The organism is Ignavibacteriales bacterium (genome assembly GCA_026390795.1).
Taxonomy (GTDB): Bacteria; Bacteroidota; Ignavibacteria; order Ignavibacteriales; family Melioribacteraceae; genus Fen-1258.
Window position 1 is genome coordinate 1,659,871 of the sequence record JAPLFG010000003.1, and the last position, 22,206, is coordinate 1,682,076.

At 37.6% G+C, this 22,206-nt stretch carries 19 protein-coding genes; 5 read left to right on the forward strand and 14 right to left on the reverse strand.

What is annotated here, in order from left to right; all coding sequences use genetic code 11:
• Nucleotides 1–177 precede the first annotated feature (177 nt).
• The 3 genes from NTX65_10895 (at nucleotide 178) to NTX65_10905 (ending at nucleotide 2,875) form a co-directional block, all read left to right on the forward strand.
• Nucleotides 178–774: an isoprenylcysteine carboxylmethyltransferase family protein gene (locus NTX65_10895; protein MCX6169839.1), complete on the forward strand. Its 597-nt coding sequence runs from the start codon at nucleotides 178–180 to the stop codon at nucleotides 772–774.
• A 6-nt stretch (nucleotides 775–780) separates the two neighbouring features.
• Entirely contained in the window at nucleotides 781–2,385 is a 1,605-nt protein-coding gene (locus NTX65_10900) for an N-acetylmuramoyl-L-alanine amidase (protein MCX6169840.1), read from the forward strand.
• A gap of 79 nt (nucleotides 2,386–2,464) precedes the next feature.
• A complete protein-coding gene (locus NTX65_10905; protein MCX6169841.1) occupies nucleotides 2,465–2,875 on the forward strand; it encodes a cytochrome c in 411 nt (136 codons plus the stop codon).
• A gap of 51 nt (nucleotides 2,876–2,926) precedes the next feature.
• On the opposite strand, the gene NTX65_10910 is transcribed toward NTX65_10905, so the two are convergent.
• Genes NTX65_10910 through NTX65_10920 form a run of 3 tightly spaced genes read right to left on the reverse strand, consistent with a single transcriptional unit; the run spans nucleotide 2,927 to nucleotide 4,432 of the window.
• Nucleotides 2,927–3,448, reverse strand: coding sequence for a 2'-5' RNA ligase family protein (locus tag NTX65_10910; protein MCX6169842.1), 522 nt, complete (start codon nucleotides 3,446–3,448; stop codon nucleotides 2,927–2,929).
• Nucleotide 3,449: 1 nt separating this feature from the next.
• Entirely contained in the window at nucleotides 3,450–3,962 is a 513-nt protein-coding gene (locus NTX65_10915; protein ID MCX6169843.1) for a DinB family protein, read from the reverse strand.
• Entirely contained in the window at nucleotides 3,959–4,432 is a 474-nt protein-coding gene (locus tag NTX65_10920) for a methylglyoxal synthase (protein MCX6169844.1), read from the reverse strand. Before NTX65_10920 ends, NTX65_10915 begins: the two co-directional genes overlap by 4 nt.
• 208 nt (nucleotides 4,433–4,640) lie before the next feature.
• Here NTX65_10920 and NTX65_10925 point away from each other — a divergent pair, with 208 nt between their 5' ends.
• The gene (locus NTX65_10925) at nucleotides 4,641–5,951 is read left to right on the forward strand and encodes an aminotransferase class V-fold PLP-dependent enzyme (protein MCX6169845.1); all 1,311 of its coding nucleotides are present in this window, start codon (nucleotides 4,641–4,643) and stop codon (nucleotides 5,949–5,951) included.
• 17 nt (nucleotides 5,952–5,968) lie between these two features.
• Here NTX65_10925 and NTX65_10930 read toward each other — a convergent pair whose 3' ends face one another.
• From NTX65_10930 to NTX65_10955, 6 genes are all read right to left on the reverse strand, one after another.
• Complete coding sequence (locus NTX65_10930) at nucleotides 5,969–7,051, reverse strand: serine protease (protein ID MCX6169846.1); 1,083 nt, start codon at nucleotides 7,049–7,051, stop codon at nucleotides 5,969–5,971.
• A 132-nt stretch (nucleotides 7,052–7,183) separates the two neighbouring features.
• The gene (locus NTX65_10935; protein ID MCX6169847.1) at nucleotides 7,184–8,962 is read right to left on the reverse strand and encodes a PDZ domain-containing protein; all 1,779 of its coding nucleotides are present in this window, start codon (nucleotides 8,960–8,962) and stop codon (nucleotides 7,184–7,186) included.
• A 119-nt stretch (nucleotides 8,963–9,081) separates the two neighbouring features.
• Entirely contained in the window at nucleotides 9,082–10,581 is a 1,500-nt protein-coding gene (locus NTX65_10940; GenBank protein ID MCX6169848.1) for a serine hydrolase, read from the reverse strand.
• A 108-nt stretch (nucleotides 10,582–10,689) separates the two neighbouring features.
• Nucleotides 10,690–11,154: a YbhB/YbcL family Raf kinase inhibitor-like protein gene (locus tag NTX65_10945; protein ID MCX6169849.1), complete on the reverse strand. Its 465-nt coding sequence runs from the start codon at nucleotides 11,152–11,154 to the stop codon at nucleotides 10,690–10,692.
• A gap of 103 nt (nucleotides 11,155–11,257) precedes the next feature.
• Nucleotides 11,258–12,007: a cytidylate kinase-like family protein gene (locus NTX65_10950; protein MCX6169850.1), complete on the reverse strand. Its 750-nt coding sequence runs from the start codon at nucleotides 12,005–12,007 to the stop codon at nucleotides 11,258–11,260.
• A 169-nt stretch (nucleotides 12,008–12,176) separates the two neighbouring features.
• Nucleotides 12,177–13,841 carry an amidase gene (locus NTX65_10955; protein MCX6169851.1) on the reverse strand — a complete coding sequence of 555 codons (1,665 nt, stop codon included), beginning with the start codon at nucleotides 13,839–13,841 and terminating at the stop codon, nucleotides 12,177–12,179.
• 89 nt (nucleotides 13,842–13,930) lie between these two features.
• Between NTX65_10955 and NTX65_10960 the strand changes: the two genes are divergently transcribed.
• Nucleotides 13,931–14,566 carry an HAD family hydrolase gene (locus tag NTX65_10960; protein MCX6169852.1) on the forward strand — a complete coding sequence of 212 codons (636 nt, stop codon included), beginning with the start codon at nucleotides 13,931–13,933 and terminating at the stop codon, nucleotides 14,564–14,566.
• Here the strand turns inward: NTX65_10960 and NTX65_10965 are convergent.
• From NTX65_10965 to NTX65_10985, 5 genes are all read right to left on the reverse strand, one after another.
• On the reverse strand, nucleotides 14,549–15,379 hold the full coding sequence (locus tag NTX65_10965) for a M23 family metallopeptidase (protein MCX6169853.1): 831 nt from the start codon (nucleotides 15,377–15,379) through the stop codon (nucleotides 14,549–14,551). The genes NTX65_10960 and NTX65_10965 overlap by 18 nt on opposite strands.
• A 50-nt stretch (nucleotides 15,380–15,429) precedes the next feature.
• Nucleotides 15,430–18,345: a tetratricopeptide repeat protein gene (locus NTX65_10970; GenBank protein MCX6169854.1), complete on the reverse strand. Its 2,916-nt coding sequence runs from the start codon at nucleotides 18,343–18,345 to the stop codon at nucleotides 15,430–15,432.
• A gap of 212 nt (nucleotides 18,346–18,557) precedes the next feature.
• A complete protein-coding gene (locus NTX65_10975; protein MCX6169855.1) occupies nucleotides 18,558–20,057 on the reverse strand; it encodes an MBOAT family protein in 1,500 nt (499 codons plus the stop codon).
• Nucleotides 20,058–20,209: 152 nt separating this feature from the next.
• Nucleotides 20,210–20,443: an acyl carrier protein gene (locus NTX65_10980; protein ID MCX6169856.1), complete on the reverse strand. Its 234-nt coding sequence runs from the start codon at nucleotides 20,441–20,443 to the stop codon at nucleotides 20,210–20,212.
• A complete protein-coding gene (locus tag NTX65_10985; GenBank protein MCX6169857.1) occupies nucleotides 20,443–22,203 on the reverse strand; it encodes an AMP-binding protein in 1,761 nt (586 codons plus the stop codon). The genes NTX65_10980 and NTX65_10985 overlap by 1 nt, the downstream gene beginning before the upstream one ends.
• Nucleotides 22,204–22,206: the final 3 nt, after the last annotated feature.

Consider the following 22,206-nt stretch of genomic DNA (forward strand, 5'->3'; position numbering starts at 1 on the left):
AAATCTAAGACTATTACTAATCAAATATCGTGCTTAAAATTGGACTGTGTTTTCAATCATAATATAAATTTTCCTTACATGGTTGTAAAAGTTACTCGTACAAATGCATATGACGGGATTCTCAAAATTTCTACCAATGTTGTATATTTAAGCAAAAGATTAAGAAATATTTAAAATATGGATTCACAGAACGCAATTAATATACTAGTGGCAATAAATTTGCTTGTTTCGATGAGCGCGAACTTTTCCGGCGCACGGAAAGGATTAAAAATTTCTATAACAAAGGTTATTGAGCGACCTGTCACATTTCTCCAAGCATTTCCGCCGAATGTTGCGGCTTTGGTTTTAGTTCTGACTATTCTTTCAATTTTTGATATTGGAACTTTGCCAGCAGAATATGAAACTAAATTTTACACTTTACGGATTGCCGGTTTGATAATGTTTTTTGTCTTTTCATGGCTGCAAGTGGTTTCATATAAGTCCTTGAAAAACTCGTATGCCCAGGAAGTTGTAATAATGAAAGACCATAAATTAATTACAAGCGGAATTTATAAATTCATACGCCACCCTCAATATATAAGTCAACTTCTCAGCGATCTAGGTGCCGGACTTGCATTATTAAGTTTTATTGTTGTTCCGGTTGTTGTTCTAATAGAACTTCCACTATTTATTATGCGGGCAGTTTTAGAAGATAAACTTTTGCAAAAACATTTTGGCGAGGAATATTCCTCATACAAAAAACGAAGCGGTTTTATAATTCCGTTCATCGGGTAAGCGGTTATGAAAATCAAATTCGTTTTTATCTTCTTTATTATATTCTTTTCGATCTCGACCGCACAACGCTTATATAAAATCACTGTTCAAATTGAAGGAAGGGAAGAAACGCTTTCATACATTGCCCGGAGTGGAATTGATTTTGCTTCTGCAAAAGAAATTGCAGCACTGTTATCGGCAAATCAATTTTACAATTCCGAAGTGGCAAAAATCGATATAAAGTTTAAAGATTATACTCTCAAGTTCACTGCAAGAAATCAATTTGTTATTCTCAATCGAAAATCCGACGGTGCGCAGAAAATATTTCAAATTCCAATTTCTACAATTCTTATAAAAGATGATATTTTCATTCCGCTGATATTTTGTTTGGACTATTTCAATCTTGCATACGGTAAGAGAATTTCATTTGATGACCGCACAAAGAATTTAAAGATAACGGATGAATCCGTTACGTCGGAAAATTTTGTGTTTCCAAAAGAAACAATTGCCAAAGAAGATAAACCGGCTGAGCCGGAACGAACAATCGGAAAAGATGAAGGCGGCAAATATGATATCAGTTCCATTGCTGTTGAAGAGAAATCAAATGGAACTCTGATTCGACTTAAAGCCGCCAGAAAGATTTCTATTCCCCGTTATTCTATCGGAAACGGAAATCTATTTGTCTTCTTTTCAGGCGTCAGCATTGCACCGGATATTGTAAATCAAGTGAAACCTGCCGGACTAGTTAAGAGAATAAAACGAACAGTTGCATCATCAAAAAATATTCAACTTGAGTTTGCTCTTGAAGATGGATATTCAACCACCGAAGCATTCCAAGATGTTGAAAGCAACGACATTCTAATTACGATTCATAACAAGTTATTTACGCAAGCGTCTCCAAATCTTGATGATGCAAAATCAAAATGGGTTTTTGATTCGGTTGTAATTGATGCGGGACACGGCGGTAAAGACCCGGGTGCAATTGGAGTTACCGGTGTCAGAGAAAAAGATGTGAATCTTGCCATTGCGCTTAAACTTGGAAAATTAATTTCTAATAATCTTCCCGGCATTCGTGTTATTTACACAAGAAACAAAGATGAGTTCATTGAATTGTATAAACGTGGAAAAATTGCAAATGAAAACGAAGGCAAACTTTTTCTTTCAATTCACTGTAATTCCACTGAGCAGAAAGACATAAGTTACCGCGGATTTGAAGTATATCTATTGCGACCAGGAAGGACTCAAAAGGCGATTGCTATAGCAGAGTTTGAAAATAGTGTTATCAAGTATGAAGATAATCCCCAGCGTTATCAAAAACTTACAGATGAAAATTTTATTTTAGTCAGCATGGCACATTCACAATATATGCGGTATTCAGAATCGTTTTCGGATATTCTTAACCAGGAATGGAAACATGTTGTTAAAATACCTTCGCTTGGAATAAAACAAGCCGGTTTTTATGTGTTGGTCGGGGCATCAATGCCGGGAGTTTTAATAGAGACGGGATTTCTATCTAACCGAAAAGACGAAGCTTTCCTGGCGAGCGCTGAAGGGCAAGCGGAAATTGCACAGGCAATTTTCGGCTCAGTAAAAAAATATAAAGAGAATTACGAAAAAGAATTTGGAAATTAGCTTTTCGGCCATATAATTTGTTATTCAGTTATCATGGCGCTAACTTTACACCACAAAATTTTAATAGAAAGGTTTTTAAATGACTAATGCTCAAAAATGGGTTGCTTCTTTTCTTGGTTTATTCCTTGTTCTATTTCTGCTAGGGAGATTCACCCGTAAAGAAGAAATGCAAATTCCCCAGCAGATGGGTGAACAGCCAACCCAATCCTCCGGAAATGTTGACGGATTAACGATGATTAAACAGATCGGCTGCATTTCTTGCCATGGCGAGAATCTTAAAGGAACCCAGCTAGCCCCCGAACTAGTAAATCTTAAACAGTTCTGGACCCGTGACGCATTAATCAATTACTTGCGTAATCCACAGTCATATAGCCGTGATATACGATTTGATGATTACCGGGCTAAATATAAAAATGTGATGATGCCTTCCTATGGGAATATTGATGTTAAAGAACTTGGTAAGATTGCAGATTATCTTTTAACAAGATAGATTTTAAAATAAGATTTAATCTAAAACCCCGTTTATGCGGGGTTTTGTTTTTTAAAGAATTATTTCCTTTAGAGTTTTAATTCTGCTGTTATCAAAAGAAATTACATGAAGTTTGTTTATCGAGCCAAAAATTTCAGGATTCGTGGCATTAATTTCATCTGCTAACTTTTTACACTTGCCCGCATCAACATTGTTGGCAATTCCAATATGAGGTATAAATGCAATATCAAGGCGCAGCTCTTTTTCAAGAATTCCCGTGTACAATGCATCATGAAATTTAACAAATATTCTGTATCCCTCTTCCGGAATGAGAAATAAATCGGTGTAATCGCTGAATGAATCTTTAACGATCTGTGCACATCGCAAAACAAAATAAAACTCTTTGAATTTCTTTGCAGTCTTAGCAATGTGAGAAATAAATTGTTTTTCTGGTATATCTAAAGTCGGAAAAACTAGAGTGAAATGAGGTTCAACCAGATTGTAATATCTTTCATCATAATTAGATCTAAAGGATTGGATCCAATCATAATCCTTTTTTTCGAGATGAGGGTAAGCCAGAACCAATAGAGACATTTTATTTCAGATATCGTTCTTTCAAAACGTGCATATGATGATTTACGTGGCCTGCCATAATGTATGCCATGGCACGGACTGTAAACGAATTTCCATTTGCCGTTCCTTTTCTTAGTCCAACCTCATCCGAAAATTTTTTAAACATAAGAATGTTTGATTTACGAAGTGCGCAGAATTCTTCGACTAATTCTTTCAGTTTGACATCGTTATAGTTTGATTGCCGTATATACTCGTTTTCATCAAACCCTGGAAGATCGTTTTTATCGTTTCTCGCAAATCGTAAAGTCCTGTATGCAAACACCCGCTCTGTATCAATTATGTGTCCTACCAGTTCTCTCACGCTCCATTTATCCGGTTCGTAGCGGAAGAGAGATTTTTTCTTAGAAACATTCTTTAAAATTTTTTGAATTGAACCGGTTTGCTTCTTCAATATTTTAATGACTTCTCCTTCGGGCACTTTATCAACGTAAGTATGATAATATGCCGCGTACTCGTCTTTGTTCGGCCGTTTCATAATTCTCCTTTTGATATGTCTCTGTTTTGATAATCATTATAATCTAAAATAATGCGCAGATATTCTTCTTTCATAAGGTGAGATGAAAAAATAAAATCGGCAGATGCACGGTTACATGCTATTGGAATATTCCATACAACGGCAATGCGCAATAATGCTTTTACATCCGGATCGTGCGGCTGCGGTTCCAGCGGATCCCAGAAGAAAATTAATATATCAATTTCATTTTCAGAAATTTTTGCACCGACTTGCTGATCTCCGCCAAGCGGACCGCTCTTGAGTTTATTTACTTTTAATCCCAAATCTTTTTCGAGCATTTTGCCGGTGGTGCCAGTTGCATAAATTTCATGATCGCCAAGATTTCCACGGTTATATTTTGCCCACTCTATTAAATCTTGTTTCTTGTTGTCGTGAGCAACCAGGGCAATTCGTTTCTTGCTTTGCATCTCTATGTTAACAAATTTTTTCATTTTGATTCGCAGATTTTTTTAGGACTAATTTGCCATTCACCTCTCAAAATTACCAATCCCATTATTTAGTTTATGTAAAATTTATGAAAGATAGATGTGATTATCTAACCAAATTTATCAACAAAAGATAGACTCTACTTTGGAAGTTTCTCGTTGCTTTTGACCATTGAAATGCAAAAATTGCAGCTAAATTAGAACGGGAATAATTATGTATTCACGTCGTCAATTCTTAAATCGATTTATCGTTTCAACAGGCGGTGCTTTTATTATTATGAAAACAGATGCACTGGCAAGAGTAACGCAAGCCGTCGGAAATTTAGATAAGTCATTAAGCTCATCCGCAGCTGCGGGGGATGAAAATTTCTGGGCTGGAATTCAATCTGCTTTTGATGTTGACCGCACACTTATCAATTTGAATAACGGCGGCGTATCACCTTCACCCACAGATGTAATGAACGCTATGAAACGCAATCTTGATTATTCAAATCAAGCGCCGTCATATTTTATGTGGCAGCATGTTGAACCTAAAATTGAAACTGTGCGCGAAAAACTTTCACTCGTCTTCGGTTGCGATATTGAAGAGATTGCGATAACACGAAACGCCAGCGAGTCGCTTCAAAATATTCAACAAGGATTAAATTACAAACCAGGCGATGAAATTTTGACTACAACTCAAGATTATCCCCGTATGCTCACAACATTTAACCAATTGGAACGCAGGTTTGGTGTAAAAGTTACAAAAGTCAAATATCCGGTACCGCTAGTAGATAAAAATGATTACGTTAACGCGCTCGCAAATGGAATCACATCAAGCACAAAAATTATTTTAATCAGTCACGTTTGTTTTCTTACCGGTCAAATTCTTCCGGTGCGCGATGTATGCCGCATAGCACATGAAAAGGGAATTCGAGTAATTGTTGACGGCGCTCATTCATTCAATCATTTTCCGTATAAACTTTCCGATCTTGAATGTGATTTCTTTGGTACATCTCTTCATAAATGGACTTATGCGCCGGTCGGGACCGGGATGTTATATGTAAAAAAAAATCTCATCAAAGAAGTTTGGCCGCTAATGGCAGCACCAAAAGAGATGGATGAAAATATTCGTAAGTTTGAAGAAATTGGAACCCATCCGGCTGCAAATCATAATGCAATTGCAGAGGCGCTGGCATTTAATGAGATTATCGGAATAGAAAGGAAAGCAGAACGGCTTAGGTATCTTCATAAGCGCTGGATTAAACGACTCCAAAAATATGATAATGTAAAGTTCATGCTTAATATTGATGATGAATCCAATTGGGCGGGTATTGTAAATTTTACTATTGAAGGCGTTGATGTTGGGAAACTTACAAGCTATCTGTTCAATAGCCATAGAATCTTTACTGTAGCAATTGTATTTGAGGAGTATAATGGAATACGAGTTACGCCAAATGTTTATACTCTTGTTTCCGAAATGGATCTTTTTGCCGATGTTTTAGAAAAAGTTGTTAAGGGAGAAGTGAAAGAGGTGATGAAGTAGTTGGTAGTATTTTATTTCTAATTATTGATTTTAAGCTTCAGTTTATCCGGCACATTAAACAGATCTTTTAAAAGATATCCTTTCTCAATTAATTCTTCTTTATGAGCCACTATAAAATCTTTTACAATTTCTATCCCTATTACTTTTGTAATTCCAGTCCGCAATACTTGTTCCCGATCAACATAAACATCTCCTTTGAACGGCAGCATTGGATTAAAATCAAAATCTTGTTCCTTCGCCAACGGGCGGATTGTATACTGATATTCGGAGGGAACTGAACGGACTAAACCGACAAGTTCAAAATTAGGAACGCCATCTCGAATTGCGAGAACAATTCCACCGCTGTAGCCACGGTTGAAGACTGCGTCTATTAAAAACGTATGATTTTCTTTTCCCGGACTGCTGACGATAGCTTTCGAAATCATTTTGTAATTCATTGGAAAACCGAAAACATAAACAAAACTTCCCCATTCGAGTTCACTCGATTTTCCCCATGGATATTTAAAAACCGGCATCGAAATTGTTTTATCGAATGAAAAATGCCTTCCAAGTAATGCAACATCTTTAACCTTGTCGATTAGAATAATGTCAACTTCCCCGTTATCAGGAAAGTCTGGAATGTAAATAGTTTGTTTTGTTTTGATTGAAACACTTTGTATGAATTGCGAAAATGATCCGTCGGGATTTATAAAATGAGAAATAATGGTATCCGGGAAGGAAATAATGTGAGCGACTGATAATAACGCAACTGTTCCTTGATCTTCGAAAATTACGGTTGAGGTTCCGGATGCCGTTCGGTTAAAATTAATCTGTTCAATTGCCGCCTTACTAAAATTTATTTGACCTACATCACTCGCTCTAAATTTACTTGTCTCATTGAATACATAGCTTGTATAAAACGCTATGCTGTTGACAAGCCGGATTGAACCGCTGATTTCTTCAAGCTGTTTGGAAGAATTTTTGTAAGGAAATTCACTATCGTATTGACCGTCGCGTAATGTAGGATAAATGCTGTCGTATAGCGCCGATGATGAACATGAAAGAGTTGTAAATAAAAATATAACCGCAGATAATATTGTGAAGCAGATCTTTTTGATCATATAATCACCTTAGCGGTTGTTTGTCTGTAGTAAATCTAATTGAAAAATAACGATAAGGAAAGGGGTAAACGTTTATTCCTTTCTAATAATGATTTATCAATTTTATAGATCAATATAGCTTGTTAACTAATACTATAAATTTTTCATCCAAGCACTCCGAAGCGAAAGCTGCTCGTCGGTAGCATCTTCCAAAACTTTGAATTGGTGTTTCAATGCTCTTGGCTGCATAGCAACTTTTACATCAAGTTGTTTGCCGCTTCTATCAACAGTAAGCACAAATGTATCGCCAACTTTCATCTTACTCATAAAACTGAATTTCGTTTGAGCATTTTGAAGAGTAACTTCTTCGCCGTTTAATTTAGCTATAAAATCGCCGGGCGCAACTCCGTCACTTGTTTGATTATCAACTTTTGTTATAATGAACTTGTTATCCTTCACGCTTATTCCAAAACCCAAAGAAATTTTTGAACTATCCACACCGGCAATTTCAGTGTATTCAATTCCAAGTTTGCCAAAGTATTCTGCAACCGGAAGTTTCTCTGCCCCCTTAATGTATTTATTAATAAAATCTGCAATTTCAGGATAAGTTCTATTTACAAATTCAGTGAAAAATTCTTTTTCGCTGAATGCTTTATTCATTCCGTAATCTTTGTAAAGTTGATTTAGAACTTCTCGTAATCCCTTTGTTCCGTGAGAAAGGTCAAGAATTCGTATATCCAATAGAGTTCCTACAAGAGCACCTTTCATGTAAATGTTTGGATACTGGTCCTGGCGTTCTGTTGAATGGAGCGACAAATCCACAAGCGAAATATTGGGATCATAATTATCATTTTGCAAAAGTTTTTGAGTCATCTCACCTAAATATTCGTTCAACGACATTAGGTAATCTCTCAACTGAATAATATCGGCAGCCCACTCTGTAACACCTTCATATAGCCAAATGTGTTGGGACATCGTCGGCTTTTCAAAATTGAAATTGCCAACAAGTTCGCTGTGAATATTGAGCGGTGTAATTACATGATAAAATTCATGCGCGGCTGTAGAACGGATCTCTTTTGCAAAATTTCCTTCAAGCGCATTTTCTGTAAAAATATATTCCGAACTGAAATTGTGTTCCCATGCACCGGCGGAAAAATTTTCAAAATGGAAAAGGAATGTATACTTGTTAACCGGCAAACCATCTGTAAACTGGCTTGTTGCGCTCAGCAGATCTTCTAACAAAAGTAAAATCTGATCGGAATTTATTTTCCCGGTTTTTGAATATGTAAAAACATCAACGGTTGTGTTCTCAATTTTAGTAGATGTCTTTGTTAGATTGCCGAGAAGGATAGGAGAATCAACAACGTAATCATAATCGGTAGCGTTATAGAAGCCATCATTATCTTTATTCATTGCAGTACCAACAAGCCATTCATTAGGATATTCTAATTTTATCTTTATCGGAGTTCTTTGCATCCCGTGAAAATATCCGAATACGCATTGACCATTGATTAATACATTGTCTTTTTCAATAGTAGTTCCGCACATAGGATAAATCGAATTTTCTTTTACCGGATGATCCCAAGTATCTGCAACAGTGTAGATTACTTTTGCAGTTTTTAACGGCTCTTCTAATTCCCACTGATTTGTTGAAATTTGCTTAGCACCGAGCTCCGCTCCGCTCGAATCAAAAGCTTTGAATGAACGGACATATCTTCCCACATCCATTGTCTGGTAGGTTCCGGGTGCGGTAGACGCAAATTGATAAATTTTATTCTGTTCCGAAAGTTTTTCAGGTAGCAATGTTACTTTGAAAAGATCGTCAGCCCTGTCGTTTAGATTGATGAAGAATTTTTGCTGTGCAAAAACTGAATAGAATTGTGTAATAAGGATAACAAGAACAAATGCAGAGAGACGAAATATACTTTTCATTATAACCGTTCCTTTCATTTAAAATGACTGTCCATTGAGACGGTCTGTTATCAAAAGAGTTCTGCATTTACCCCGGTAAAAAATACGCCCCAAGATTTGCAATATTTGATGTATTACATTTATTTTTTTTCAAACAACAATTCCGTAAAAATAAAATCGGGTGAGTTTGGTACTTCAAACGTCATTTGCTTTGCCTCACCTTTGAAGTTCATATCGAATTTGACGTAGCCGCGTGTTAAAAATTCGTCTTCCCAATCGATCTGGAACATATCATATTGATAGTGTTTCAATTCTCCGCGGAAAGTGGGTGTTGGAACGAATTGTAAAAATAATTTACCGTCTTTCATGGAAACAGTTGCATCGCCGTACATTTTATCTTCGTAAGTACCGCAATATTTTTCTAATGGCAGAGAAGGTTTGGAATCCTTTACCCGAATCTCTTCACGGCGGTTAATCTCTTTCTCAAATGCAGCTTTGCGCCTTGCATAACCGTCAAGCGACATTTTTTCATAATCTTTCGGTTCAACGTTTGATATCACATCTAAAATATAATTACTAACCGCGCCGACCATCCCGACTTCTAAATTGCTTAGCAGTACAAATCCAAAATTATCTTCTGGTACAAGTGTTACCTGAGAGACCATTCCCGGCATTCCTCCGCCGTGGCTCAAAGTTTTTTTGCCGTTCCTATAATTTATTCCCCACCCTAATCCGTAATTTCCACTTCCAACTGCAGTCTGGTTAGACCACATTTCCATTGATTGACGTTCACTGAAAATCTTTTGTTTGTTGTAAGTTCCTTTGCCTAATTGCAGCCGGATCCATTGTGCCATTTCAATCGCGCTCGAATTCAGACCGAGGGCGCCGTGTGCGTTATCTTGCTGAACGTCGCTGTAAATTTTCATCGAGCCGTCTTTTTCATAATGAGCTTTTGCGGCATTGCCGTCATTATTGAACAAAGCATAACTGGTATTTGTATGATTCATTCCCAGCGGATTTAATATATGGGCACGAACGTAATCGGCCCACGCGGTATCAGTTACAGATTTGATAATTTCTGCCGCAGTTATGAACATAATGTTTTGATATCCGTACCGGCTACGGAAACTTGATGTTGGTTTTAAAAACCGTGCACGGCGGATAACCTCTTTGCGGTCATATATTGAACTTAACCAGAGAAAATCACCGCTGAATGTTGCAAGACCGCTTCTATGTGTAATGAGATCTCGAACCACCATCTCCTTAGTAACCCAGGGATCGTACATTTGAAAATCCGGAAGGTATTTTGTCACAGGGTCATCCCACTTTAATTTTCCTTCATCGACCAAAGTTGCAAGCGATGCCGTTGTGAATGCTTTGCTGCAAGATGCAATTACAAAAAGAGTGTTCTCGTCGACAGGTTCATTTTTTGCAATGTCTTTAACGCCGTATCCTTTTGCAAAGATCACCGAATCGTTTTTTACTATGGCAACTGAAAAGCCTGGCATCTTCCAATCTGTCATTGCCTTAGTTATTAATGAATCAATCCTCTTAATTTTATCTTGCTGTGCCGGGGAATTTGTGAAGATGAATCCAAAGAGTAAAAGAAACGAATAGAAAAGAAGTTTTTTTGATTTCATGTTTTTGCTCCGGATGAATGTTCTGAGAAATAGCAGTTAAGATCAACCGCAGAAGTATCGCTTCCTGCTCATGATCTTGTTCTTAATCTTATTCTTCATCGTCAGATTTTATCTCTGCCGATTATACTTTCCAATCAAAATTGCTTCGGCTAAAATATGCCCTTTCATAGCATCGAGCAATTGTTTTTTGGTTGTACTTTCTTTTAATGGAAGCAAAAGATCAAGGGCATACAGTTTGAAAAAGTATCTGTGTGTACCGGAGGGAGGGCACGGACCGCCATAGTTGTTTTTGCGGAAATCATTTGTTCCTTCAATCGTGCCTTTAGGTAGATTATGTTTTGAGGAAGATTCTTCTATCAACTCCCTTGCATCTGAGGGAATATTAAAAAGAATCCAATGAACCCAAGCGCCAACTGGTGCGTCGGGATCGTCGACTATGATAGCGAATGATTTGGTTTTTTCAGGCGGGGTTGTCCATGAAAGCGGAGGAGAAATATTCGCACCGTCGCATGTATATTTAGGGGGGATTAACTCTCCATCCTTGAATGAAGGACTGAACAATTTAAAATCCATTTTAACCTCATTCATATTTTTGTGAAAGAGATTTATGTTCGCAATCTGCAAAAGAACAACCATTAAAAAATAATAATACGATAACCCGCTCATTATCGTTCAATCACTCATTTACTTCTTCTTTAACGGATTCTTTAAAAAATTGCGGAAATTTTTTAATTACACAATGCCCAATCATCTCGGCAATATCTTCGGATTCCAGAAGATTAGTGTTTATAACAGAATGGTAGAGAAGAGGATCGTCGATATCTTTATGGAAATATTTCCAATGATAATTTTTTCTCTCTTCGTCTTCCCGTTTAATAAACTCGCTCGCTGCTTTGTGATCAACATTGTAGAGCCGCATTGCGTTTTCAATTCTGAAATTTAACGGCGCAACCAGCCGGAGATGAAAAGCGTTCGCCTTTTTTGATAAAATGATATTTGCAGCTCTTCCGACAATAATTGCATTACCGAATTCTGCAAGCTTCATTATTGTATGTGTGGTTTTATGCAGCAGATAAATTTTTGAAGGAGAGATTCCGAGAATTTCTCCGAACCATGAATCAACCTTTGACGGCTTTTCCTCAACTAAAAATTTTCTGAAATGATCGGGAAGATGATGATCTTCCATAATTTTTTCGATAAGAGCGCGGTCAAATAATGTCCAGTCGTTGTAATCATCAATCGCGTACCTATTAAAATACTCTGTCAGTTTTTCGCAAATAACCACCGCGCCAATTCCGGTTTCCCGGGAAATTGTAATAACCGGACCGGGATTCAGCTTGCGTTTGTGAATTTTAGCTTCACTTGTTTCTTGATAGTGTCTGTCAATGTAGATGCGGGCTTTTTCGTAAGTACCAAGGACTTTCATTTTACACCTCCGGGTAAGTTATAAATGGAGGAGAGGAAATTTCCACCAGAAATTTAATGAAATTTCGGCTAAGTGTGAATAAAACTAAAAGAGCGGGAGGATCTAATTAATCCTTCCGCTCTAATTTGACGAAACGTTAAAAACAACTCAAAAAAATTGAAATTATTTTTTAATCCATCTTAGGATGTTTCTTATGAAAATCCGTTGCGTCTTGAAACATTTTTGCGAATGCGATTATTTTACCTTCATCAAAAAGTCTTCCCATAAATGTAATGCTGGTTAATATTCCTTTGTCGGTAAATCCGGTTGGAACAACTACACAAGGATTGCCTGTCAGATTAGTTAGCAGCAAATTATTTCCTTCCCAGGAAGGAGCAATATAGAGATCAACTTTCTTCATCATTTTTTGCATTTCCTGAATGAGCATGTAACGAATTCTATTTGCGTTAATGTATTCTACTGCGGGAATGAAGCGTGAAGCGCGAAAAATATTAGGCCACGCTCCTTTAAATTGACGGGCGAGCATGTCATCTTTATTAGTTCGTGTCAGTTCATCGAATGCGGCACCGGCTTCCGCAGTTAAAATTATTGCTATATCGTTTGTCGCAATCTCCGGAAGTTCAATAGGGATAAGCTGCGCTCCCAGTTCCGCAAGTTTTTTCAAGACGAGTGAATCATTCTGATGGAACCGGTATTTTTTTGCAAAATCATTTTTCAAGAAACCGATTTTCAATTTTTTAAAATCAAGCTTCGGCTGATAGTTGAACGGCGCATCATATAAAGTCTGATCAATTCCATCCTTGCCGTAAATTGCATTAAAAACAATTGCAAGATCTTCTGCGTTTCGGCAGATAGGTCCGATTTTATCCATCGACCAGCTTAAAGCCATTGCGCCTGTTCTGCTGACTCTTCCGTAAGTCGGTCGCAAACCCGTAACTCCGCAAACGGTTGATGGAGAAACAATTGAACCCCATGTTTCGGTGCCGATTGCAAACGGAAGAAGTCCCGCCGAAACGGAAGAAGCCGAACCTGCCGAAGATCCGCTCGATCCTTTTGTTGTATCCCACGGATTGCGTGTCATTCCGCCGAACCAAACATCATCCATTGCAAGTTCGCCCATTGAAAGTTTGGCGCATAAAACAGCTCCGGCATCCTCCAATTTTTTTATTACTGTCGCGTCTTCATTGTTCAATTGATCTTTATACGGTGCTGCGCCCCATGTTGTATTATAATCTTTTGAGTTAAGTAAATCTTTAACACCGAAAGGAATTCCATGAAGCATACCGCGGTATTTTCCTTTAGAAATTTCTTGATCGGCTTTTTCTGCTTGACGGAGCGCCCGTTCTTCGGTTAGAGTTATTACGGAATGAAGTTTCGGTCCGTATTTTTTTAATCTTTCTAGATAAAATTTTGTCAATTGTGTCGAAGTGATTTTTTTTGTTTTGATTAATTGCGCGAGCTCGCCGATCGAATAAAAAGTTATCTCCTCAATATTCTTAGGCATCTTTACGTATGAGTAATCGCTAAACTTCAGCAGTTTTTGTTTCTGATCGAACTTGAACCCGGCCGGAATCGGATTAAATAATATTGCCGGAGGAATGCTGTTGGCAATATGAATTTTGCGGATGTTCTCGTAATTGCCCAACTGATCGTTGAGTGCGTCTTGCATTGAATCACGCTCGGTATCTGTGAACTCAAGTCCGATTATTTTTTCCGCATTTGGAATCATTTCTTTTTTGATCTTCCCCTCTTTCTGCTGGGCAAAGGAGGATATATTGAAAAGAAATAATCCAGTTATAAAAACATATAAAATGCTGCGATTAAATTGTCTCATCTTTTTTCCTCTTTAACAAAGATTGGTTTTGATTAAAATTAGGTATTGAGCTAAAAGGAAACAAGAAAGATTTTTCCTAAATTTGCCGCATGAAAATTGAAAACTATAAACATATTATCTGGGACTGGAACGGCACTATAATAAATGACGTAAGTCTCAGCATGGATCTAATTAACCAGCTCTTGTCTGCCCGCGGACTAAAACAGCTGAATATTGAAGAATACCGCGAGATTTTTACAATTCCTGTAAAAAATTATTATGCCGAACTTGGCTTTGATTTTTCTAAAGAATCGTTTGAGGTTGTTGGTAAAGAGTGGATGGACGGATACGAGAAAAGAAAATTTGAATGCGGTCTTTATGATAGAGTTATTGATATTCTAAATAAAATCAATCAGCTTGGCATCGGTCAATCAATACTTTCTGCATATTCACAACATACACTCGATGAGATGGTCGAGCATCATGGTTTAAAAAAATATTTTACGCATGTTGTCGGTCTCGATAATATTTACGCAGCAAGTAAACTTCATCTGGGCAAAGATTTGATGAAAAGATTGGGTAACGGGAAGGGGGAGACTCTTCTAATTGGCGATACTGAACATGATTATGAAGTGGCTATGGAGATCGGTGCCGACTGTGTTTTAATTGCGAACGGACACCAGAGTAAAGATAAATTAGAAAAACTTGGCTGCGTTGTCCTCCCGAATTTAAATTTTCTTCTGTGAAGGTAGAACCAAATTAAACAAACTCATCGGATCGATTCTTTTTTTATACCATTGAACACCAAGGTGTAGATGCGGTCCGGTTGCACGACCTGTTGAGCCCGCCAGACCAATAACTTCACCCTTTTTTATCTTCTGACTATTTTTCGCAAGAAGTTTACTCATGTGAAGATAAACGCTTGTTAATCCTTGTCCGTGATCGAGAAGAATGAAATTGCCGTTATAGTAAAAATTGTCTCCGGCGATTCGTACAACACCATCGCTAATTGCCCTAATAGAATCTCCCACTTCAGCGGAAAAATCGAGACCGTTATGAATATTTGCCTTTTTGCCATTGAGAATTCTTTGACTTCCAAATACGCTTCTTATATCAACGCTGTCAACCGGATATGCAAAGCCGGACATGAACAACGCGTTTTTCACTTTGCCTACTTTCGCACGCGCAGCTTTCATTAATTTACTTTCGCGTTGAATTTTTTTCAACTCTCTCTTGGGCGGGGTTACATATTTTTTCGCGATTGTTAAACTCTGTTCTTCATACTTACGCGGTTCAAGAGTATACTCCAATGTTTTTACTTTTGTGTTTTTGAAGCGTATTTTTACTTTGAATAGACCTTTTGCGTCACGGTCAAATCCAAACACAAACGCACCGGATTTATCAATCTGTAAATTCACACCGTTCAACTGAGCGCTTGTAATATCTTTTCCGACACCTACAATAATTCCGCCCTGTTGAGCTTCTCCGTAAAAATTTATTTCTTGTGCCGTAAGCGTTGTCGAGAAAAATAAAACAATAAAAATGGAAATTGCTTTCATTTAAACGTCTCCTACGAATAATTATCAAAATAAGGATTAATAATAAGTTGTTAAAGAATTGCCCAGTATGCTGAAAGTTGACCGGAGAAATATCGGTAGCTTGAATTATCACGTGATGCACTTCCAATACTAATTTTTCCCGAAAGAATTAATTTTTTAGTCGGAGTGTATTGTGCATTTATATGACCTTCAAGAGCAATTAATGTACTTTGAGGAATCAAACCGATTTTTCCTCCAATAGAAACTTTTAATTTTTCACTTTTATCGAGATCGTTATCTAACCAAATACTATGCGATTCAAAATTGTGAGGTGAGTAGTAGAAGTTGGATTTATATTTATAATTTGAATAAGCATATTCGTAGCCGATAGCTATATCAGGCCAAAAATATTTTCCAAGTCTAATGTTAAAATCATTTCCAGCGTTACCGTCATCAACGCCGATGTATTGAAAATAGCCGGAGATTTTTAATCCATCACGATTTCTGTAATAAGCATCAATCTTATAGAGTGAAGCATAGTAACGCAAATCTATTAGATAAGGAGAGTAGAGTATGCTGACTGCGTCGGAATTCTGATAAGTAAGGCCCACTCTAATTGAGTCTGGTTTTTCAAAAACGAAAAAGGCATCATGATCATCTCGTGTAAATTTACCTAGCGAACCGCTGATTCCAATTCCGACTCCCATACTAATATTACTTCCCAATCTTAAAAGAACTAACCCTTTAAAAGTTGTAAATACTTGATTGCCCACAAAAGGAGTCCCGAGGTCATCCATACTGCTTAAGGCGTCTTGATTAAGACTGGCTTGGCTGGCTTTTATAGAGCTTCGTACTAATGAAACTCCAAGTGTTAGAAAATTAGTAACACCGAGTTCGAGTCTTCCTCCGGCACTCAAAATTCTAAAACTTAGATTATCCGTGTAATAAGAGAGTGACGGACTAAATCCAATACTGTTAGGAAAGGTTTCGAAAATAGCAACAATGCCGGTAACCGGAAGCCAACCCTTGCGTTGCTTTACCATACTTACTTGCGCAGAGTCGAGTTTCCAATCAAGAAGATTATTATAAACTGTCCGGGCGGAATCATTTGCCGCCATCTTTGCGTAAGAATCGCCAAGGTATAAATTCGCTTCAAAATCGGATGAATCTTGTTTTACCAAATCTTTGTATTCGCGAAGTGCGCTGACCGAATCTCCGGTTGCAAAATAAAGTGCGGCTCGGGATTTCTGTGCGTCGTAATTTTCTCCGTATGAGAGAACTTTGTTATAAGTATCTAAAGCATCAGGATATTTTTTTGCGCTGAAAAGAACGTCTCCATATTCTTTAAGAACTAAAGTTGATGGTTCGGCTTTTGACATATAATCTTGATAGAATGGAATAGCGGCATCGTAATCTTTATCTATTACTTTTTGTCTTCCTTGTTCCAGAATGGCGTAAAGTTTTTCTTCTTCGAACCGCATCTTCTGCCAATCAATATTAGACTGAAGTTTAATAACATCTTCATTTGCCGGTTCGAGAGCTTTTGCTTTGTCGGCATATTCTTGAGCAGCCGGAAAATCCAGTTCTATTAGTTTGATCGATCCCATTGAGATAAATGCCGGAACAGAATTCGGTCTTTCTTTCAAAACATTATCAAGATATTGTTTGGCAAGTTCAATGTCGCGGTTGATCCAGACAGAAACTTGCGCCCGGAAAAGTTGATAATCGAGATTATTGGGATAATCAAGTAAAAGTTTATCGGTGATGTCAATTGCTTTATCGAATTCACGGTTCCATGCAGATACTCTTGCCCACCTGTATCTGAGTGCCGGATCTTTCTCATCGGGATACTTTTCAAAATATTTATCGAGTATAACTTGGGCGCTGTCATATTCCTGTAAATTTTCATGATACTCTGCAATTAACTTCAACGCTTCTTTATCGTCGGGATTTAATGAAAGGCGCACTTTGGCGCTGTCTAATCTTTCCCGGTAAGTTGTAGTTCTGAGATTTATAACATAATCGGATTTTTCTTTATAACGCGAGTCATCCGGATTGGTCGTTCCGATGATAAGCAACTGTTGATAAGCTTCTTCAATCCTATTTGCTTTGATCAACTCATCAACTAATTCGTATCTCGACTCGATATCACTTGGAGTTTTTTTTAAAATTCTATATAGCCGGTCAATGGTATATTCTTTTTCGAATGCACGCGGATTTTCTTGAGTTAAGTATGCCCTGTTGTTCACCAAATCCAACCCATCTTGGGCTTCTTTAAAAAACGGTTTGAAGCCGAGAGAGGTTTCAAATGCTTTTTTGGCTATTGCGTATTTACTAAGCCACATTGTGAAATAACCGTAGCGGCTCCACAAACGCCAATCTTCCGGATAACGTTCAACATATTTTTTTAGAATCCGCTCACCTTTAACAATGCTTCCGGTATGTGTAAGAATTATTGTATACCGAATAATTTCGTCGGGTGAGGCATTATCATCTCTTGCCAAATATTGATCATACCATTCTTCTGCTTTATCCCAAATTTCCATCCATGCATATGATTTTCCAATTTCGAGATAATTGAACGGCTTGTTCGGATCAATTGCTATTTCGCGTAAATGACCTTCAATTTTTTTGTTGAGGAGCGGATACCAGATATCAATCAAACGTTGAAGATTTCTTTCATACTCGGCTCTTTTTGTCGTGCTGATAGTTTCGAGCGCAATTGCGCGTCTGTAATCAAGACGTCCATTTTCATATTGCTGGCGTTTCTCAAAACAAAGACCGCGTAAATTATATCCGTCGGATTCCTGAGGATTGGCTGTAATATATTTGTTGAGCTGATCAATAGCTTCGCCGTATCTTCCGGCTTGCATGTGTGATAGCGCGGTTCTTTTTAGTTCACTAACATCAACTCTCTGCGCTTCCAAAAATTGCGGAAGAATGAAAAGTAAAAGTAAAAAGTAAAATTTAATTCGGGATAAAATCATAATCCTCATTAATATGCTCGTTAAAAGTAACAACGGTAAAAAACGGATTAAACCAACTCGCCGCTCTATTCTCACGTTCAATTTATCAAAAATTATGCAAAAAGTAATGGAGTAATGATAAATAGGATTATAGCTTGTTTTGGGGCAATCGCTTAAAAGATGAGCCGGTCTTGATGGGATAATATGAGACGGTTTTACATTACCGTCTCATATTAAAATTGGAAATAGATAAACGGCTGAATGTCCGCGGTCTTGAATTGGGCTACAATCCAAATTGCAATTACGAAAATTAAAATCTTTAAAGGAAGCGGCATTGCGGTAATAATTTTTTGAAACCAAGTTCCAAGTTTGGATGGCAAAAAGTGAAATAAGTATCCAATCACAATCAGCCCAAGAATCAACGGAAGTTTTTCGGCGAATTGTAAAAAAACTTCTCCATGGAAAAAATTAAAAATCTGATCGAGCATATCAACTACACTTTGGAAATCTTTCGCGCGGAAAATTAAAAACGATAACGCAACAAGATGAAATGTAATTACAATCTGGAAGAATCTTAAAAATCTTGTGTTGTAAATGCGTAAAAATTTATAAAGTCTTTCTTTTGGCTTCTTAAAGAATAATGAGATAGACATCAACGTACCGTGAAAAACTCCCCAAAGTATAAAATTCCATCCGGCGCCGTGCCACAAACCGCAGACGAAGAATGTTACAACAAGAGCGATAACATTTCCAAATATTTTCAAGCTGCGCGAAGAAATTTGAATCGGTTTGAATAAATAATCGAGCAGCCATTTAGAAAGTGATATATGCCATCTCCGCCAGAAATCGGCGATGCTTGCTGCTTTAAATGGGTAGTTGAAATTATCCATTAATTTAAAACCAAGTAGAAGAGCAATCCCTATTGCCATATCGGAGTAGCCGGAAAAGTCGCAATAGATTTGAAGCACGTAACCGTAAATCGCTAATAAATTTTCAACTCCGGTATAACGTAAAGGGAAATCGAAAATCCGGTCGACAAAATTCAGACTTATATAATCCGCTACAACAACTTTCTTAAACAAACCGAGCATAATTAAAAAGAGCGCCCGGCCAATATCTTCTTTTGAGATAAAAGGTTCGCGGTCAATCTGCGGAAGAAAATCCGCCGCACGGTCAATCGGTCCGAGTAAAATATTTGGGAAGAAGAAAACATATAGACTGAAATCGCGCAAACTGTTTGTCGGTTTGAGAGTGTCGTAGTAAATGTCAAAAACATAGTTGAGCGATTTAAACGTGTAAAATGAAATTCCAATCGGAAGAAAGATTGCAAGCGGATCGATAGTATGTTTGCTTATATCGGCAATGATCTGCAGAATAAAATTTGTGTATTTGAAATAGCCGAGAAGTGCAATGTTAAGAATTAGCGCGAGGACAAGAAATAATCTTTTGATGGGGAACCGGTCCGTACCGGCAATCCATTTGCCCGCATAAAAATTAACAACAGCAGAAACTATTAGAATGACAAAGTAGAGCCCCGCAGCTTTATAATAGAAGTAGAGTGAAAATATTATCAGCAATACGATTCTTGCCGCTTTGTTCTTTCCCAGCAGATTATAAAAGATTAAGAATCCTAAGAAAAGAAAAAGAAATAAACTTGTGCTGAAGATAAGCGGATCGTTCGGATCGTATTTTAAGAGAGAAAAGATTTTTTCAAGACTGATAGAAGAGAACATGGGCAAATGAATTTAATTGTTTTGGAAAATAGTCCTAATGGAACGCCGATCTTTATGATGATTATGATTCGTTATGATTGATAATAGAAAATCATAAACGATCATGATAACCTGCCTACCGGTAGGTAGGTCAGCGCTTTATTAACTAAGAGTTATTTACCGGTTTTAATATCAACAAGCTTCTGAAGATCGCCAACATTTTTCAAGCGCAGCACCTCATAACTCTTGAACTTCACGTTGAAAGATTTTTCAACAGCCAAAATTATATTCACGTGATTCAATGAATCCCAGCCCGGAACTTCCGGCGCCATAGTCTCATCTTGAAGATCGAAATCATCTAGATTAAGTTCTGTTAGAATTACTTTTTTTAGTTCTTGTGAGATCATTATCTACTCCAAACTTGTTTGTCTTCGCGACTTAGAATTCTTTCTTTATTTGCGTTTCTGCTCGGTTTGCCGGCGGAACTTTTAATTAACCATCGTGGCGGTACAAGATAAACTTTGTGAATATTGACATCTATTGCCATTCCGGCTCTCAAAATATCCATACGGATTTTATTTTTTCCAATTTCGGTTTCATCTTTTGTCTCTGCTACAACCGCAATCTGCTCAGTTCCCATCTGTTCGTCTTCTTCACCGAAAGAAATTACGCGACCCGGAATTATTCCATCAACTTGATTGAGCGCATCTTCTATGTCTTCCGGGTAAATATTTTTTCCGGCAACAATTATCAGATCTTTTTTTCTTCCGATGATAAACAATTCGTTTTGATATCTGAATCCCCAATCGCCGCTAAAGTACCAGCCGTTTTCAACAACTTCTGCGGTCTTTTCCGGATAATTCCTGTAGCCATCAAACATGGAAACTGATTTAACGGCTACTTCACCAACAATTCCATCTGCAACATCTTTCCGCTTTTCGTCAACAATCCGGGCGTCGCATCCGTCAATACATTTTCCGCAAGAAACAGAAACTCGTTTAACGGAATTTTCATCTGCGAATTTCATTACGCCTCGAGATAATTCATTTCTATCTAAAATTAATTCTTTAATTGGTTTTCCCGGATCTGTTAATGTTAGGCAAAGAGAAACTTCAGCCATCCCATATAATACAGTAAGAGCAAGAGGATTGAATCCATGCTTTACAAATTTTTCTGTAAATTTTATGTGGCTGTCATGCCTAACTGGTTCGGCGCCGTTGATAACCAATCGTAAACTCTCTAGGGAAATATCATTTAGTTCATCATCGTGAATTTTTTCTGATAAAACATTATACGCGAAATTCGGAAGACAAGTCAATGTTCCTTTTTCTTTGGTAATTGCCTCAAGCAAAAGAATCGGTGCAAGTACCCATTCGAATGGATTGATTTGAATAGTTGTAATTCCATAAGCTAACGGAATTTGGAAACACGCAATCAAACCGAAATCATGATAAAGAGGAAGCCAGCTAACAATTTTATCTTTATCCGATAAATTTAATGCATTACCAAGATTTTGTGCATGATTTAAAACTGCCCGGTGAGATAATATTACAGGTTTTTGTAATCCGGTTGTGCCGGATGAATGTTGTAATAAAATTGCGTCGTCTTCTTTAACTGATAAGGCAATTTGTTCTATCTCGGAATCCGCCTTTGGATCAATATCGGTTTCGATATTCCACTCGAGCGGGAAAAAAACAGATTTAATTGTACTGGCGGGGTTTTCAATTAATGGATGAATTATAGGGTCAAGCTCACGTTCGGTTAAAATATAATCGAGACCGGAACGCTGAGCCATTCCTTCAATACCTTGACGGAACTTATCGGGATGCAAGCGGGGATTAGGATAGGCAAGCACTGCAGGGAGCGCTCCCATGCGGGAAATTCCAAGATACAAAGGATAGAAATTAGGATTATGATGCATTACAATTGCACAGACGTCCCCTTTCTTGATGCCTGCTTCTCTAACTTTAACGGAATATTTTTTTGCTGTCTGAATTAGGTTTTTATAAGTCCAACGGATCGGCTCTTCGCCTGCAACCCAGTGAACAATGGCTTCGCGATCCGGATTCTTTTCCGCATTGGCTTGCCATCTTTCCCAAAGAGTTTTTTCTAAACCAGACGAATCACTTGTTGGAATACCGGTAAAGTTATTATCGTTATTACTCACGCC

What these genes read in the sequence shown, in the direction of transcription:
- NTX65_10895 (MCX6169839.1), top strand. Translation starts at nt 178, where the DNA reads ATGGATTCACAGAACGCAATTAATATACTAGTGGCAATAAATTTGCTT.
- NTX65_10900 (MCX6169840.1), top strand. Translation starts at nt 781, where the DNA reads ATGAAAATCAAATTCGTTTTTATCTTCTTTATTATATTCTTTTCGATC.
- NTX65_10905 (MCX6169841.1), top strand. Translation starts at nt 2,465, where the DNA reads ATGACTAATGCTCAAAAATGGGTTGCTTCTTTTCTTGGTTTATTCCTT.
- NTX65_10910 (MCX6169842.1), bottom strand. Translation starts at nt 3,448, where the DNA reads ATGTCTCTATTGGTTCTGGCTTACCCTCATCTCGAAAAAAAGGATTAT.
- NTX65_10915 (MCX6169843.1), bottom strand. Translation starts at nt 3,962, where the DNA reads ATGAAACGGCCGAACAAAGACGAGTACGCGGCATATTATCATACTTAC.
- NTX65_10920 (MCX6169844.1), bottom strand. Translation starts at nt 4,432, where the DNA reads ATGAAAAAATTTGTTAACATAGAGATGCAAAGCAAGAAACGAATTGCC.
- NTX65_10925 (MCX6169845.1), top strand. Translation starts at nt 4,641, where the DNA reads ATGTATTCACGTCGTCAATTCTTAAATCGATTTATCGTTTCAACAGGC.
- NTX65_10930 (MCX6169846.1), bottom strand. Translation starts at nt 7,051, where the DNA reads ATGATCAAAAAGATCTGCTTCACAATATTATCTGCGGTTATATTTTTA.
- NTX65_10935 (MCX6169847.1), bottom strand. Translation starts at nt 8,962, where the DNA reads ATGAAAAGTATATTTCGTCTCTCTGCATTTGTTCTTGTTATCCTTATT.
- NTX65_10940 (MCX6169848.1), bottom strand. Translation starts at nt 10,581, where the DNA reads ATGAAATCAAAAAAACTTCTTTTCTATTCGTTTCTTTTACTCTTTGGA.
- NTX65_10945 (MCX6169849.1), bottom strand. Translation starts at nt 11,154, where the DNA reads ATGGATTTTAAATTGTTCAGTCCTTCATTCAAGGATGGAGAGTTAATC.
- NTX65_10950 (MCX6169850.1), bottom strand. Translation starts at nt 12,007, where the DNA reads ATGAAAGTCCTTGGTACTTACGAAAAAGCCCGCATCTACATTGACAGA.
- NTX65_10955 (MCX6169851.1), bottom strand. Translation starts at nt 13,841, where the DNA reads ATGAGACAATTTAATCGCAGCATTTTATATGTTTTTATAACTGGATTA.
- NTX65_10960 (MCX6169852.1), top strand. Translation starts at nt 13,931, where the DNA reads ATGAAAATTGAAAACTATAAACATATTATCTGGGACTGGAACGGCACT.
- NTX65_10965 (MCX6169853.1), bottom strand. Translation starts at nt 15,379, where the DNA reads ATGAAAGCAATTTCCATTTTTATTGTTTTATTTTTCTCGACAACGCTT.
- NTX65_10970 (MCX6169854.1), bottom strand. Translation starts at nt 18,345, where the DNA reads ATGATTTTATCCCGAATTAAATTTTACTTTTTACTTTTACTTTTCATT.
- NTX65_10975 (MCX6169855.1), bottom strand. Translation starts at nt 20,057, where the DNA reads ATGTTCTCTTCTATCAGTCTTGAAAAAATCTTTTCTCTCTTAAAATAC.
- NTX65_10980 (MCX6169856.1), bottom strand. Translation starts at nt 20,443, where the DNA reads ATGATCTCACAAGAACTAAAAAAAGTAATTCTAACAGAACTTAATCTA.